This is a genomic window from Flavobacterium sp. AK-301 (assembly GCF_058310215.1).
In genome coordinates, this window is record NZ_JBZEES010000006.1 from 48,349 (window position 1) to 64,243 (window position 15,895).

At 32.2% G+C, this 15,895-nt stretch carries 12 protein-coding genes; 8 read left to right on the plus strand and 4 right to left on the minus strand.

Annotated elements, in window-relative coordinates:
- Position 1 precedes the first annotated feature (1 nt).
- Positions 2–1,060, minus strand: coding sequence for a transporter (locus tag AC4FQX_RS10105; RefSeq protein WP_491167570.1), 1,059 nt, complete (start codon positions 1,058–1,060; stop codon positions 2–4).
- A gap of 59 nt (positions 1,061–1,119) precedes the next feature.
- On the opposite strand from AC4FQX_RS10105, the gene AC4FQX_RS10110 reads away from it, so the two are divergent.
- The 4 genes from AC4FQX_RS10110 (at position 1,120) to AC4FQX_RS10125 (ending at position 6,768) form a co-directional block, all read left to right on the plus strand.
- On the plus strand, positions 1,120–1,455 hold the full coding sequence (locus AC4FQX_RS10110; protein WP_491167571.1) for a DUF4834 domain-containing protein: 336 nt from the start codon (positions 1,120–1,122) through the stop codon (positions 1,453–1,455).
- Between the two features lie 86 nt (positions 1,456–1,541).
- The gene (locus AC4FQX_RS10115) at positions 1,542–3,959 is read left to right on the plus strand and encodes a YfhO family protein (protein WP_491167572.1); all 2,418 of its coding nucleotides are present in this window, start codon (positions 1,542–1,544) and stop codon (positions 3,957–3,959) included.
- Positions 3,960–4,016: 57 nt separating this feature from the next.
- Positions 4,017–5,318: a glycosyltransferase family 4 protein gene (locus AC4FQX_RS10120; protein ID WP_491167573.1), complete on the plus strand. Its 1,302-nt coding sequence runs from the start codon at positions 4,017–4,019 to the stop codon at positions 5,316–5,318.
- Entirely contained in the window at positions 5,302–6,768 is a 1,467-nt protein-coding gene (locus AC4FQX_RS10125) for an oligosaccharide flippase family protein (protein WP_491167574.1), read from the plus strand. The genes AC4FQX_RS10120 and AC4FQX_RS10125 overlap by 17 nt, the downstream gene beginning before the upstream one ends.
- A 305-nt stretch (positions 6,769–7,073) precedes the next feature.
- Here AC4FQX_RS10125 and uvrA read toward each other — a convergent pair whose 3' ends face one another.
- Complete coding sequence (gene uvrA, locus AC4FQX_RS10130; protein WP_491167575.1) at positions 7,074–9,860, minus strand: excinuclease ABC subunit UvrA; 2,787 nt, start codon at positions 9,858–9,860, stop codon at positions 7,074–7,076.
- Between the two features lie 324 nt (positions 9,861–10,184).
- Here uvrA and AC4FQX_RS10135 point away from each other — a divergent pair, with 324 nt between their 5' ends.
- A complete protein-coding gene (locus tag AC4FQX_RS10135; RefSeq protein ID WP_491167576.1) occupies positions 10,185–10,769 on the plus strand; it encodes an RNA polymerase sigma factor in 585 nt (194 codons plus the stop codon).
- A gap of 57 nt (positions 10,770–10,826) precedes the next feature.
- Positions 10,827–10,970, plus strand: coding sequence for a hypothetical protein (locus AC4FQX_RS10140; RefSeq protein WP_491167577.1), 144 nt, complete (start codon positions 10,827–10,829; stop codon positions 10,968–10,970).
- Between the two features lie 16 nt (positions 10,971–10,986).
- Here AC4FQX_RS10140 and AC4FQX_RS10145 read toward each other — a convergent pair whose 3' ends face one another.
- Positions 10,987–11,655 carry an endonuclease III domain-containing protein gene (locus AC4FQX_RS10145; protein ID WP_491167578.1) on the minus strand — a complete coding sequence of 223 codons (669 nt, stop codon included), beginning with the start codon at positions 11,653–11,655 and terminating at the stop codon, positions 10,987–10,989.
- Between the two features lie 33 nt (positions 11,656–11,688).
- On the opposite strand from AC4FQX_RS10145, the gene bcp reads away from it, so the two are divergent.
- Positions 11,689–12,141 (plus strand): thioredoxin-dependent thiol peroxidase, encoded by a 453-nt coding sequence (bcp, locus tag AC4FQX_RS10150; RefSeq protein WP_491167579.1) that lies wholly within the window; start codon positions 11,689–11,691, stop codon positions 12,139–12,141.
- Positions 12,142–12,319: 178 nt separating this feature from the next.
- Here bcp and AC4FQX_RS10155 read toward each other — a convergent pair whose 3' ends face one another.
- Positions 12,320–14,551 carry a TPR end-of-group domain-containing protein gene (locus AC4FQX_RS10155; protein ID WP_491167580.1) on the minus strand — a complete coding sequence of 744 codons (2,232 nt, stop codon included), beginning with the start codon at positions 14,549–14,551 and terminating at the stop codon, positions 12,320–12,322.
- A 214-nt stretch (positions 14,552–14,765) separates the two neighbouring features.
- On the opposite strand from AC4FQX_RS10155, the gene AC4FQX_RS10160 reads away from it, so the two are divergent.
- Entirely contained in the window at positions 14,766–15,824 is a 1,059-nt protein-coding gene (locus AC4FQX_RS10160) for a phage tail-like protein (protein WP_491167581.1), read from the plus strand.
- Positions 15,825–15,895 lie beyond the last annotated feature (71 nt).

The window sequence follows — 15,895 nt, forward strand, 5'->3', positions numbered from 1 at the left end:
CTTAATTAAATCCTTCGTTTATTCTTTCTTTAGGAGCTTTATTTTTGTTATCTATTTGATTGTCTTCTAATTCGTCATTTAAACTGTCTGATTGTTTCTCTATCGGGTTTTCTATTGGATTTTCAATCAGATCGATTCTGCTCTGTTCTTTCTTTAATTTCTCTAATTCTTTGCGATTTTTTTTATTTACTTCGATCAGAGTATCTTTATGATTTTTATCAAATCGCCATGAAACACCAATACCGCCATAAAGTATATCAGGGGTATTTTTTATGTTTTTACTAATCGAAGCATCTATCTGTAAGTTTTCCTGAATTAGATAAGCGGCACCCATTCTGAAAATAGCATCAGAATAGTAGTCACTTTTATAGCCCTGATTTTCTGCAAAACCGGACCATCTTTCATTAAACCCTCTGGTTAACGTTATGATATAGCCATAACTTGGATAATCCGTACCGATTTTATCAGCGATAATGTTAGTTACAAATACCCATTTTCCCAGAAAATGGCTTTGAGTCATTACCATTACTTTTGGGCTGAATGACGGTTCAGAAGGGAAAGTATAGGTATTGTCTCCTATATTTAAATTAGCTCCCACATATACAGCCACAGCAGGAATCAGGTTTTTTAATTTAAATTTCCGATTGGCTTTCCAACTGTAAATATTGACTTTTTCCTCCTGGTTTTTAAAAGGATCAAATACTAAATATTTTGCCCCTATAGTTGTATTTTTAAAGTCGTTTCTGTTTACGTTGTTCAGTGGAGATGTATATTTATCGAACTGATACTGCATATCTACAATAAATTCCAGTTGTTCTAAAAATGCACCATATCGTAAAGAGAGTTCAAGACCCAACCCGTTAGCATCATAATTGAGCACATCATGAGATTCTTTGATACCGTAGATGCCGGCTTCTGTCTGGAAAACCGCTTTTCCTACAGAAAAGGCAGACATTGAGGCTCCCGGTCTGTTAGAATTGATAACATCAGTAAATTGGGCATAGTGGGACGTAGTTGTAAATAGCATAAATAACACAACTATACAGTGTAGTTTTGACATATTTCTTCCTGAATTAGATACTAATAGAATCCAAAAGTACTATATTTTATTATTTATTTATGAAAGATCGTTTAATTTTCAAATTTCAATTCATTAAATTTGACAAAATATTAGTATTAAAAAATAGTATCAAAATGCAGGCAGCTTCATTTACAGGTTTTATAAAGACAATATTTATTCTTGTTTTTATTTATTATGCGTTTAAAATTCTGTTCAGAATTTTTGCCCCTGTGATTTTTCAGAATATTGTGAAAAAAGCAGAGAGTAACTTTAGAGAACAGCATAATCAGCAACAAAATACAGAATCAGATATTTATAAAAATAAATCGAAATTTGACAGACCAAGGGAAACTAAAAAGGTCGGAGAATATGTGGATTATGAAGAAATCGATTAATTTTTTAACAGGTTTCTACTTATAGGTTTAGGGAAATAGTTATCTTCACACTTTCTAATTTTATTTGTTTTAAAAATCTGTCCTATATGAATATAATAAATAGGTTCTATCCACATGCTTTGGCTATTCTTGGATTTATATTAGTATCCTTAATTTACTTTTATCCGGTTCTTCAGGGTAAAAAAATATTTCAGTCCGATATTGTACAATATACCGGAATGGCAAAAGAGCAGAACGATTTTAGAAAACTTGAAAACTCAGAACCTTATTGGACGGATTCCGCCTTTGGAGGTATGCCTACTTATCAGTTAGGAGCAAATTATCCACACAATTATATTAAAGCGATTGACGGAGCGATACGTTTTCTGCCAAGACCTGCCGATTATCTGTTTTTGTATTTTATAGGATTCTATATCCTTTTGTCTGTTTTAAAAATAGACCCTCTAAAAGCCTTTATTGGGGCTTTAGCTTTTGGTTTTTCTACTTATTTAATTATCATTTTAGGAGTAGGGCATAACGCAAAAGCACACGCAATTGCTTATATGCCTTTGATTATTTCAGGTGTAATTCTTGTTTTTCAGAAACGGTTTATAGTCGGAGGTTTGCTCACTATGTTTGCAGCAGCTCTTGAAATTAGTGCTAATCACTTTCAGATGACCTTTTATTTGTTGTTATTACTGTTAGTAATCGGAGCTTACTTTATAGTTAACTTTATTAAGGATAAGGAATATAAAACACTTTTTTGTTCATTAGGAATATTTGTTGTTGCAGCAATTTTAGCTGTTGGAGCAAATGCCACAAATTTATTGGCGACCTCAGAATATGCTAAAGAAAGTACTAGAAGTAAAAGCGAACTGACCTTTAATCCGGACGGTACAAAAATGACTTCTAACAGTGCGATGACTTACGAATATATTACAGAATACAGTTATGGTATTGCAGAGTCACTGAATTTGATTGCTCCAAGACTTTTTGGAGGATCCAATCACGAAAGCTTAGGATCGGATTCCAATATGTATGAATTTATCGTTTCACAGGGAGTATCGGCAGTTCAGGCAAATGAAATAGTAAAAAGCATGCCTACCTATTGGGGAGATCAGCCTATTGTTGCTGCTCCTGCTTATATTGGTGCCGTTGTTTTCTTTTTGTTTATAATGGCTTTATTTGCAGAAAAAAGAAAAATAAAATATGTTTTTTTAGTTGGCGCTGTTATATCTTTAATGCTTTCCTGGGGAAAAAATTTCCCTGTACTAACCAATCTGTTTATCGATTATTTCCCAATGTATAATAAGTTCAGAGCCGTATCTTCCATTCAGGTGATACTGGAATTATGCGTTCCTGTTCTAGCAGTTATGGGATTATATTCTTTCTTTAAATTAGATAAAGAAGCACAATGGAATACATTATGGAAATCAGGAGCCGTTGGTTTAGGAATAATAGTTTTCCTTTTTATAATCAAAGGGTTCTTTAGTTTTTCAGGAAGTAATGATGCTTATTTTATTCAAAATTACGGACCTGAATTTGTAAGAGCTTTAAAATTGGACAGAGAAGCTTTATATACATCAGATCTATTGCGTTCGGGATTCCTGATACTGGTTACAGCCGGTGTTCTGTGGTTATTCATTAAAGATAAATTCACTCAGATAACAGCTGTTATTATTGTAGGAGTTTTAATGGTTTCCGATCTGGTTCTAATCGATAAGAATTATGTGGACAGTAAAAGTTTTGTAAACGCTTCCGAAGTTGACAGACCTTTTCAGCCGACAGAAATAGATAACTATATATTAAAAGACACCACACATTACAGAGTTTTTAATGTAAATGAAGGTTTATCAAATGCAAGAAGTTCTTATTTCCATAGCTCTTTAGGAGGATATCATGCAGCAAAGCCAAGAAGAATTCAGCAGTTATTTGATTACCAATTGGCGAAGAATAATATGGAAGTTTTAGACATGTTGAATGTAAAATACATTATTCAGAACAATGAGGAAGGGAAGGCTGTTCCGACTCAGAATCCTAATGTGAATGGCAATGCCTGGTTTGTAAAAGAACTTCAGTTTGTGAATTCAGCAGATGAAGAGATGAAAGTTCTGGACAGTCTGGATACTAAAAATATAGCAATTGTAAATACTATAGAATTCGGTTCCCGATTTAAAGCTGGTGCAACTACTTTTGTTAAAGACAGTTCAGCAACGATCACTCTAAAAAATTATAAGCCGAATTATTTAAAATATACAAGCAATAATGCTCACGAAGGAGTAGCAGTTTTTTCCGAAACATATTATAAAAATGGCTGGAATGCTTATATTGACGGCAATAAAGTATCTCATTTCAGAGTAGATTACGTACTAAGAGCATTAGTTATTCCGGCAGGGAAACATGCAATAGAATTTAAATTTGAACCACAAGTCATCAAAACCGGTAGTTCGATCGCTTTAGCAAGTTCTGTTGGAATGTTGTTACTATTTGTTGGAGGTATCCTTTTGGAAAGAAGAAAAAAATAAAAGTTAAGGTAATATAATTTCAAACGATTAGAATTAAGCAACTGAATAAAGATAAAAATGAAAAAGAAAGTGCTTATAATTACGTACTATTGGCCTCCGGCAGGAGGACCCGGCGTACAGAGATGGCTGAAATTTGTGAAATATTTACCGGATTTTGATATAGAGCCGATTGTTTATATTCCTGATAATCCTACTTATCCTATACTTGATGAAGGATTACTTGAAGAAGTAAATGATAAAGTAACCATTATCAGAAAAAAAATAAAAGAACCTTATGGGCTGGCTTCTTTGTTTTTTAAAAAGAGAACAAAAAAAATCAGTTCCGGAATTATTCCGCATAAAAGAAAACAGTCTTCCATAGACCGATTGTTACTCTGGGTGAGAGGGAATCTTTTTATTCCTGATGCCCGGGTTTTATGGATAAAACCATCCGTATCTTATCTCAGTAACTATATTTTAGAAAATGGAATAGATACCGTGATCACTTCCGGTCCTCCGCATAGCCTGCACCTGATAGGATTACAGTTAAAAAATAAACTAAATTTACAGTGGATAGCTGATTTTCGTGATCCATGGACTACCATCGGTTACCATAAAGAACTGAAACTATCTGTTTCCGTACAGCAAAAACATAAAGCTTTAGAAAAAGAGGTATTGCAGACGGCTGACGTGATTCTGGTGACCAGTAAGACCACAAAATCAGAATTTGAAGTAATTACTAATAAACCTATAGAAGTTCTTACCAATGGATTCGATGTCGAAAAAGTGCAGAAACTACCATTAGACGAAAAATTCACTTTAGCCCATATCGGTTCTTTTCTATCAGAAAGAAATCCGAGAATTTTATGGAAATGTCTCAAAGAACTGATAAAAGATGTTCCCGGATTTAAAAAGAATTTTGAATTAAAATTAATTGGTGCAGTAAGTCAGGAAGTACTAGATGCTGTAAAAGAGTTCAAATTACATCGTTATTTAAACAATATAGGTTATCTTTCCCATAAAGAAGCAGTACAACAGCAAAGATGTTCTCAGGTATTACTGCTGATTGAAATAGATTCAGAAGAAACAAGAAGTATCATTCCTGGTAAACTGTTTGAATACATGGTGTCAGAACGTCCCATTATCGGATTAGGTCCGGAAGAGTCTGATTTTGCAGAAATAATACAGTCTACTAATACAGGTGTTTTTGTTACTTATCTTGAAAAAGAGAAATTAAAAGAAACAATATTAAAGTATTATCAGGATTATTTAGAAGGAAAATTACAGTCACACGCCGTTGGTCTTCAACATTACAGCAGAAAAAAAATAACAGAAAAGCTGGCTAATATATTAAAACGATCAAATGGGAATTGTTGTTAATCAATCCATTAAAAACACTATAGTTACCTATTTTGGCTTTGGAATTGGTGCCGTGAATGCATTGTTCTTATATACCAATTTTCTGGGTAAGACACATTACGGAATTGTTTCTTACGTATTATCAGCTTCCACGATTATGATGCCCTTAATGGCTTTTGGTGTACATAATACCTTAGTTCGTTTTTATTCAAAATGTAAAACAGAAAAAGAGAGAGAACGATTTCTTAGTTTTATGTTGTTCATGCCCTTAATTCTGATTATTCCGATCAGTTTAATTACCATTTTTTTCTATCATCAGATCGCTTTTTATTTATCAGATAAAAATCCCGTTATAGAACCGTTTATTTGGCTGATACCAGTTATAGGGCTGTTTATGGGGTATTTTGAAATCTATTATGCCTGGGTAAAAGTACATATGCAGTCTGTTTTTGGCAACTTTATTAATGAAGTATTAGTTCGGGTACTGATCCTTTTATTGTTGTTTGCCGTGTATTTACAATGGATGGGAAAAGATGCTTTTATTTATGCACTGGCAGTTGTTTATTTTTTACAGATGGTTGCCATGATGGCTTTTGCGATGTATGTTAAACTGCCTGTTATTCGTTTTAAACTGCCTGATAATGCTTATGAAATCTTTGGTTATTCCACTTTTATAATTTTATCCGGAAGTGTAGCCGTTTCACTATTAGAATTTGATAAAGTAATGATTCCTGCCTATATTGATATTGGTAATAACGCATTATATTCCGTAGCGATCTATATTGCTACCGTTATTGCGGTTCCAAGCAGGGCGATGCATCAGATTATATATCCTATTACCGCTAAATTAATGGGAGAGAATAAGTTTGAAGAGCTGAATGTACTTTATAAAAAGAGCGCAATCAATTTACAAGTTGTCGGAGGGCTGATTATGCTGTATATTTTTCTGAATATAAAAGAACTTTATCTGTTGATTCCGTCAGAATACAGCGGTGGACTTTTAGTCGTTTTTCTAATTGGGTTATCAAAGTTCTATGATGTTATTCTCGGAAATAATAATGCAATCATATTCAATTCAAAATACTATAGAGCCGTATTATTATTTGGTTTATTACTGGTTTTTCTGATGATATTACTTAATATGATCTTTATTCCGTTATATGGTATCGAAGGTTCTGCTCTGGCGACACTTCTTTCCGTGATAGTATATAATACCGTGAAATTGTTTTTTGTGGTCAGAAAGATGCATTTATACCCTTTTTCAGAAAATACTTTTAAATCATTCGGGATAATAACCGTAATTTTTCTGGTGTTCTATTTTTGGGATTTCTCTTTTCATCCGATCATCAGTATTACTTTAAAATCAATTTTGATAACCTTGTGTTATGTTTATCTGAATTATAAGTTTACTATTTCCATAGAGATCAATCAGATACTAAATAAACTCTATACCCGATTATTTGATCGTTAGATTACTTGATTTAAAAGAATAAATCCGATAATCCTAGCGCGAGCGTCTCGCTCGTGACTACAGTAAAACTATATAAAGATTGTGCAGATTTGCAATCTGTGTTCGTAACGAAGAGTCCTTTTGCTCGTGTCAGCAGGTGAGCTACATTTATCTGAATTATAAGTTTACGATTTCTACAGAGATTAATCAGATATTGAATAAGCTTTATATCCGATTGAAATAAAAATTCCGATGAAGTTGTATTTCACTGGAACTGAAATAATAAAATTTATTTCACAAATCTGCTTAAAAGGATTTTTGTGGTTTTACAGTTTCTCTTTCAGATAAGCACCGGTAATTGATTTTTTATCTTTTGCAACCATTTCAGGAGTACCTTCCGCTAATATATATCCTCCGTTTTCTCCTCCTTCCGGTCCCAGATCAATAATATAATCCGCACATTTAATCAGATCTAAATTGTGTTCAATAACAATTATAGAATGTCCTTTATCCAGTAAAGCATAGAAAGAAGTCAGTAATTTTTGAATATCATGAAAGTGTAAACCCGTTGTAGGCTCATCAAACACGAATAAGGTTTTGTCTTTAGTAGTTCCTTTTACCAGAAAAGAAGCTAATTTAATACGTTGTGCCTCTCCGCCGGAAAGAGTAGAGGAGGACTGACCTAATTGTACATACCCTAAACCTACATCCTGTAAAGGTTGTAGTTTCTGTGTTATTTTAGTTTGTTTGTGAGTAGAGAAAAAGGCAACAGCATCATCAATGGTCATCGTTAAGATATCATCAATGTTTTTTCCTTCAAAACTCACTTCAAGAATTTCTTTTTTAAATCGTTTTCCTCCGCAGGTTTCACAAAGTAAGTGAACATCTGCCATGAACTGCATTTCAATAGTTACGGTTCCTTCTCCCTTACAGGTCTCACAACGTCCGCCATCGACATTAAAAGAGAAATGTTTAGGCTGGTAGTTTCTCATTTTAGAAAGCTTTTGTTTTGAGAACAGGTCGCGAATATCGTCATAAGCCTTAATATAGGTTACGGGATTAGAACGAGAACTTCTTCCTATTGGGTTCTGGTCGATATATTCAATATGTTTTATTTTTGAAAAATCACCTTTCATTTCCGTAAACTGACCCGCTTTTTCTCCTATGCCGTCTAATTTTTTCTGCATGGCAGGGAAAAGGATTTTTTTGACCAAAGTACTTTTTCCGCTTCCCGAAACACCGGTTATTACCGTTAAAGCTTCTAAAGGGAACTTAACAGAGACGTTTTTTAAATTGTTTTCTCGTGCTCCTATAATCTCAATAAAACTTTTACTGTTTCTTCTTTCTTTCGGAACAGCGATTTCCAATTCTCCGTTCAGGTATTTTGCAGTAAGTGAATCGGATTTTAGAATTGCATTAAAATCCCCCTGTGCTACTAATTCGCCACCAAAGGTTCCCGCTTCGGGACCTATATCGATAATCATATCTGCTGCTTTCATGATATCCTCATCATGTTCTACTACAATAACCGTATTTCCCAGATCACGAAGGGATTTCAGAACAACAATCAGACGTTCCGTATCTTTTGGATGCAGACCAATACTCGGTTCATCCAGAATATACATGGAACCGACAAGGCTGCTTCCTAATGAGGTTGCTAAATTGATCCTCTGGGATTCACCTCCTGAAAGAGTTGCCGAATTTCGGTTTAGTGTTAAGTAATCTAATCCAACCTCAGTAAGAAAAGAAAGTCGGTTGGTGATCTCTAACAATAATCGTTTCGCTACTTTCAGATCATACTCGGATAGATTCACGGAATCAAAGAACTGAACTAGTTTTTTAATTGGCAGATCTACCAGATATGTAATTGTTTTCCCTTCTATTTTTACATAAGAGGCCTCAATTCTTAAACGCTTACCCTTACAAAGAGTACATTTTGTTTTGCCTCGATATCTCGAAAGCATTACTCTGTTCTGTATTTTGTAGTTTTTAGTTTCCAGTTCCTCAAAAAAAGCATCAAGTCCTGTAAAATATTCGTTTCCTTTCCAGATTAGTTCCTTTTGTTCCTCTGTCAGTTCAAAGAAAGGTTTGTGGATTGGGAAATCAAACTTATAAGCATTATTAACCAGCTGATCTCTGAACCAGCTCATCGATTCTCCTCTCCATGGAAAGACTGCATTTTCATAAATAGATAAAGCAGTATTGGGAACGACCAGTTCAGAATCGATTCCGATGATATTTCCATATCCCTCACATGCGGGACAGGCTCCATAAGGATTGTTAAAAGTGAAAAGATGAACGTTAGGTTCTAAAAATGTAATTCCGTCCAGTTCAAAGTTATTGCTGAAAGAGTATTTTTTTTCGGAGTTTAGTTCCTGTAAATAACAGATACCTTTTCCTTCAAAGAAAGCGGTCTGTATAGCGTCTGCAAGACGATTATAGAATTCTTCCTCTTCTTTAACAATGATTCGGTCTATTATAAGAAAGGTGTCTTTGTCTTTATATTTTTTCTCATCCCATTCATCAATACGTATCATTTCATTATTGACAAGAACTCTTGAATATCCTTGTTGTAACAGTACATTTAATTTTTCTGTGAGTGTTCTGTCCTTTTCAAGGATTATAGGAGCGATTAAAAGCCATTTGCTTTCAGGTTCAAAAGATTTTACAACTGAAATAACATCCGAAACGGTGTTTTTTTTAACTTCCTGACCTGATACAGGAGAAAATGTTTTTCCTACTCTGGCAAAAAGTAACTTTAGATAATCATAAATCTCCGTTGAAGTTCCCACTGTTGAGCGGGCATTTGTTGTGTTTACTTTCTGTTCAATAGCAATTGCAGGAGCGATACCTTTAATATAATCTACTTTTGGTTTGTCTAATCTGCCAAGGAATTGTCTGGCATAGGAAGATAAACTTTCCACATATCTACGTTGTCCTTCTGCATATAATGTATCAAAGGCCAGACTTGATTTTCCTGATCCGGAAAGTCCGGTAATGACTACCAGTTTGTTACGGGGGATAGCTACATCTATATTTTTAAGGTTATGGATCTGAGCTCCTTTTATTATTATATTTTTCTTTGGATCAAGTGTTGTAATATCAGTTTTCATAGTAAAAATTCGGTAAATACAAAGATAATGATTTATCATTTAATTGCTGTGAATTAAGTAGATGACCTATCATAAAATCAAGGTGATACAAACTCTTAATTTTCCATTATGTATTTTTTAACAATACGTTATTTGTAATAATTGAATAGTATTACGGATATAATTTCGTAAAAACAGTTAAAAAATTAAGTTTTATTTGTTTTTTACAATATATATATTATATTTGCTACCTAATAACAATAAAAAAGGACTAAGCCTATACCATAACATTACTTTATTTAGAACAGAATTTAATTTATACTAAAAAACTAATAAAGTATTTTTATGGTGAATGTTGTTATTACAGACGCTGAGCTGGTTAAAGACTATGTAGCAGGTAATGAATCTGCTTTGTCAAAACTAATTGAAAGACACGAATCCAAGATTTATGGTTTTATATATTCAAAAGTATTAGACAGAGATATTTCTGATGATATTTTTCAGGATACTTTTATTAAAGTTATAAAGACTTTAAAACAAAAAGCCTATAACGAAGAAGGTAAGTTTTTACCGTGGGTTATGAGAATTTCTCATAATCTTATCATTGATCATTTCAGAAGAACAAAAAAAATGCCACTATACAGAGAAACGGAAGAGTTCTCTATATTTTCTATTATGACTGATAATTCACCTAATATAGAATCTCAGATTATTACTACACAAATAGAAAATGATTTACAGAAATTGATTGAGCAATTACCTGACGATCAGAAAGAAGTATTAGTTATGAGAGTATATCAGGATCTTAGTTTTAAAGAAATATCAGAAATGACAGGGGTAAGTATTAACACAGCTTTAGGAAGAATGCGTTATGCTTTGATGAATCTAAGAAAGATAATTGATAAACATAATATAGTTTTACTGGATTAGTATACTATTTTCCTTTTTTTAGCGTTATATATAATATAAACATTTCTAAAAAAAGGTATGGCAAAAAATTACTCTAATAAATCACTGAAAAACAGCAAGATGCGTCCTAAAAAAGAGACAGTTTCTTTTTTATTAAGTTATTCAAAAGCATTATCTTATGCTAAAATAGGAGTGATGACTCTTGAAATTATTTCGAACTGATAAAAACATCCCGATATTATACTATAATGTCGGGATGTTTTTTATAATAAGCATCAAGAACACTTTTTCTACCAATTGTTTTTGTGATAATATCTTTATCCATATTCCATCCTCTGGCAGGAGAATACTGTCTGCCGTACCAAATAATCTGAAGATGAAGTTCGTTCCATAATTCTTCCGGAAATAATCTTTTGGCGTCGCGTTCTGTCTGTACCACATTCTTTCCGTTGCTTAAGTTCCATCTGTACATCAGACGGTGAATATGAGTATCAACAGGAAAAGCAGGGATACCGAAAGCCTGTGACATAACCACACTGGCTGTTTTATGCCCCACTGCCGGTAACTCTTCTAGTCCTTCATATGTTTTGGGAACCTGACCGTCATATTTGTCAATAAGGATATGTGATAATCCATATATTCCTTTTGATTTCATCGGGGACAGTCCAACCGGTTTAATGATCTCACGAATTTCTTCTACAGACATTTTGATCATATCATAAGGATTATCTGCTTTTGCAAATAATAAAGGTGTAATTTGGTTCACTCTTACATCCGTACTTTGTGCAGATAATAAAACGGCAATTAATAAAGTATAGGGATCTTTATGATCTAATGGAACCAATATTTTAGGATAAATATCCTTTAACGTATTTATAACAAATTTGACTTTTTCTTCTTTATTCATTTTACTATTTTTAGTACAAACAAATATACACTTATGACTACATTAAAAAAAGGGGACAAGGCACCTAATTTTTCAGGAATTGATCAGGATGGAAATAAACATAGTTTAGTAGATTATAGAGGAAAAAAAATAGTTGTTTTTTTTTATCCGAAAGCAAATACACCGGGTTGTACAGCAGAAGCTTGCGATCTGAGAGATAATTATGAGCGTTTTCAGAATAATAATTATGAATTGTTAGGTGTGAGCGCAGATGCACAAAAAGCACAGGCAAAATTTAAAGAAAAATATAGTTTCCCATTTCCTTTAATAGCAGATGAAAAGAAAGAAATAATTAATGCCTTTGGTGTCTGGGGACCTAAAAAATTTATGGGTAAGGAATATGACGGGATTCACAGAACGACTTTTATTATTGATGATAAAGGGGTTATTGAAGATATAATTACTAAAGTAAAAACAAAAGAGCATACTGCCCAGATTTTAGGATAGAGAGTAGAAAAAATTAAAATGAATAAATATGAAAAAGGTTATAATAGCAGAAAAATTAGCTTCTTTCTCCGATTTTTGGAATCCTAGAATTGTTGGGGAGCTGACTCGTGAAACTCTAGATAAAATCTAAAATAAAAATGTTCTGAAAGAATTTCAGAACATTTTTTTATGCTGTCAATTAAGATAATTGGATTCCCATGATTTTAAAGAGGTCTGAATTATTTAGTTGTTCAGTTATGTCTTTTTTCTCCTCGTTATTTGTTATGTTTTTAATAGTATTTTCAATATGTTTTATTATTATAGCGCATTTTGACAGCTCTTTTGATGAATAATGCGTTCGTGAATGAGCAGATTCAAATTGTTTTTTCAAATATTTAAAATGCAGTAGAGGAGAGATTAGAGTCATAAAACCATTATCATTTATATAACGATTATAGATTTTAAAGTGATGATAATTTGGATGTTCTTTACTAAAAAAAAGTTGAAACTGTTCTATTAACAATGATTTGTACTCTTCCATCGCTTTTCTTTCTTGTTTATTATTGAATGTTACTGGAAAAGCATCTAAATAGGGAAGATCAGTATTATAAAAAACAGAACCTCTAATCTTTTCTATTTGATCATATAATTTACTTTCTGTATTTGTTTCCGGAAGGAGACTTAAAGCTTTTAAGGATTCCAGAGAGCATTTTAAACTGGAAGATTCTATGAATTCTTTATAGAGGTTATGAAGAGTTATAAATTTTTCATTAGATCGTATGGAATTTAGATCTTCATCTGTCCATATTTTTTCGATTGAGGTATAGGAGTATACAAGCGCTTTTCTTACTTCATCCACAGCGTTTTCTGTTTTTCCTAATGCAGCGTAGGCACATGCAGTATGGTGGAATAAATGAGGATTGATCCAGGCTGTGTTTTCTATCTTTGTATATAGATTTAAAATAGCATGTAAATAAGTGTTTTTTTTATCTTGTAAATACAATTGAAAAGCAGAGTAGAAATAGTTATTTATTCCAATATAAAAATAGTTATCATATTTCTGTTGTTCATAGGTTTCTTCAAAATATTTTTCAGCCCAATTAGTATAAGATTCAAAATAAGAATAATTCTCTTTGTTGTATGAAGGTATTTCTTTTTCATTATTCTTTTTTTCTCTTTCTTTGGATATATTTTCTAAATTCTTTTTTTCATCTGCTATAAAAAGAGGTATGTTTATGTTTCTTAATAGAATAACATGGGAATGAATTCCTTTCTCATCTGGTTTTCCGTAAAGTACAAACATTCCATCTTTATCTTTTGCAACTAACAAGAAAATTGCTTTATACACTCCAAGAGAGGGCATGTCTTCAATAAGTTCAATAATTTCAAAACTGGCAGCATCTACTTCAAGTTTATTTTCACCAAGATATATAGCTTGTTCTCCTTTCAATATTATATAGTCGAAAAAATAACCCTTGTTGTAAATACTAAATTTACCAATATCTTTTTTATCAATTTGTTGTCCTAAAAAATAAATATAGTTTTTATCAACCGCATGATATTCCGTAATAAGTTTGAAGGTTTTAGGGTCAGCATTTGGTATAACTGAAAAATCAATATCAAGAACAGCTGATTCAGAAATGTAATAGACGGTAGATTCTCCTTTATATAATAATTTGAAATGTTCTGGGTTAGTTTGTATTACTTTATTTCCAACAACAACATGATTTCTGTCGGCTCCACCATAAGGTGTTTGTCTGAATTCTTTCGGATCGATTTCAGATAGAGAAACAGTTCCTTGATAAGGAGAATAGAGGCAGATGCCATTATAAAAATAGTTCTCAAAAAAATGAATAGGCTGATAGATGGTTGCTTTATCTAGATTGTTCTTCAGTTGATCCTGATAATGTTTTTTTTGTAATACTTTTATTTTTTTTGTTATTGACGTTTCAACGATGCGAGAATTGAAAATTTTGATATAAAAAGGAGAATCTATTTTTTTGTAAAAATACTTGTCAGCATCTTTTAGAAATTGTTTATAATCTGCTTCAGGCAGAATGTTTTCTTTTTTTAATGTTTTATTCTGAATGATATATATATAATGAAAATCCTCCTGATTTAAATTTGCGGAGTCAAGTGTACCTGCAAGATATCCTTTACTGTTTTCATCAAGAAAAGATTCTATACCATATAATGCTCCGAATTCGGGAGTTACAGTTAAATATTCTCTATCTCCATAGTGAAAGTAGATGAAGCAGTAAAGACTTTGTTCTTTTTTGTTATACTGAAAAATATAAAAATCTTTTGATTTTTTTCTTATACAAGAGAACATACATTCCGTAAGAGATTTTATGTATTTACTCCTCAAATATTTTTTATATGCTTCTTCTGAGATTATTATTTTTGATATAATTGCTAAAGGTTGAGACATTGCTTATTGTTTATAGAAATTAATACTTTTTTATCATAATCATAGCTAAGTTAATTGACTACTCATAAAAGATAGGTTATGTTTCGTTTTGTAGATATTTTTTTATCAAGGTGACTCCTTATAACTCCTTTTTATTTTTTATTTTTTTAAACGTATTTAGCTCATTGATTCTAAAAAAATAAAACGGAAGTAATTTCTTAAAACGATTTAATATATGTTTTATAAAAGTAACAATCTTTATTGTTGTAATGTATTTAAGCAAAATAAATTTTTGCTGTTTTTGTTGATATATGGTTTTATTGGTTTTGGTCAGGGTAGTGTAGGTATTAATACTCTTTCTCCACATGATTCGGCTATTTTGGATATAAGAAATAAAGAAGGTGTGGCAAAAGGGGTTTTGTTACCTTCTGTATCACTTACAGATGTTAATGATATGACAACTATTAAAAATCCTGTAGAAGGACTCATAGTGTATAATACTAGTAGTTCAGGAGTAGGGCTTAATATTATTATACCGGGATATTATTATTGGAATAATATGAAATGGATTCCTTTACAAAAAGTTATAGATTGGCTAAAAGAAGGGACTTTGGCACAATCGGCTACCACTACTGATAATCAATATATTCGTGGTAGAGTGGGGTTAGGAGGCTATAGCCAATTTAGTACTGAAAATTCAATTCAATCTCGTTTACATCTGAAAGCTGAAGATAAAGAAGATCCTTTAATATTAGAAGGAATACAGCTTACAACAGATCCTTTTAACCCTATAGATGATATTAACTCTTCTTATTATGATTTAAAAATTTCTCAAAAAGGCGTATTAAGAAAACATCAAAGAGTATTGTCGCAGTCTTCTGTTTTAGATTTATCGGAAAACGTTACAGTAGCAAGAGGATCAGCTAATGGCGATAAAGGAACAGTACTTAAATGGGGCTCTCCAGCATCAACCGATATAATACTTTCGGATGATGGAGCTTATGTTTTTTCTTTCAGATTATATGGGCCGATTAGTAAAGGAAGTGCAGGAAGTTCGGATTCTCATTATATTTCTGCTTGGGTAGGCTCTAAAGTATATGATATTGCTGAAATAGTAATTGTAAGAGGGGATGTAGGCGTTGTTACTTATTCTATTAACCTTACTGTATCAGGTAAAAAAGGAGATAAGGTTTATTTTAAAATATCGCATTTAGATAATAATCTTGCATGGGTATTGAAAAGTCGTCCTGGAAATAACGCAGATAAAACATCTTTGCTCTACTGGAAGTTATAAAGATGTGCCGATAAATTATAATTTTAGATTAAAAAAGAGTATAAAAAAACCTGAACATCAGTTCAGGTTTT

Bases quoted from the DNA above. Each gene is read 5' to 3' on its own strand.
- AC4FQX_RS10105 (WP_491167570.1), bottom strand. From the start codon at position 1,060: ATGTCAAAACTACACTGTATAGTTGTGTTATTTATGCTATTTACAACT.
- AC4FQX_RS10110 (WP_491167571.1), top strand. From the start codon at position 1,120: ATGAAAGATCGTTTAATTTTCAAATTTCAATTCATTAAATTTGACAAA.
- AC4FQX_RS10115 (WP_491167572.1), top strand. From the start codon at position 1,542: ATGAATATAATAAATAGGTTCTATCCACATGCTTTGGCTATTCTTGGA.
- AC4FQX_RS10120 (WP_491167573.1), top strand. From the start codon at position 4,017: ATGAAAAAGAAAGTGCTTATAATTACGTACTATTGGCCTCCGGCAGGA.
- AC4FQX_RS10125 (WP_491167574.1), top strand. From the start codon at position 5,302: ATGGGAATTGTTGTTAATCAATCCATTAAAAACACTATAGTTACCTAT.
- uvrA (WP_491167575.1), bottom strand. From the start codon at position 9,860: ATGAAAACTGATATTACAACACTTGATCCAAAGAAAAATATAATAATA.
- AC4FQX_RS10135 (WP_491167576.1), top strand. From the start codon at position 10,185: ATGGTGAATGTTGTTATTACAGACGCTGAGCTGGTTAAAGACTATGTA.
- AC4FQX_RS10140 (WP_491167577.1), top strand. From the start codon at position 10,827: ATGGCAAAAAATTACTCTAATAAATCACTGAAAAACAGCAAGATGCGT.
- AC4FQX_RS10145 (WP_491167578.1), bottom strand. From the start codon at position 11,655: ATGAATAAAGAAGAAAAAGTCAAATTTGTTATAAATACGTTAAAGGAT.
- bcp (WP_491167579.1), top strand. From the start codon at position 11,689: ATGACTACATTAAAAAAAGGGGACAAGGCACCTAATTTTTCAGGAATT.
- AC4FQX_RS10155 (WP_491167580.1), bottom strand. From the start codon at position 14,551: ATGTCTCAACCTTTAGCAATTATATCAAAAATAATAATCTCAGAAGAA.
- AC4FQX_RS10160 (WP_491167581.1), top strand. From the start codon at position 14,766: ATGTTTTATAAAAGTAACAATCTTTATTGTTGTAATGTATTTAAGCAA.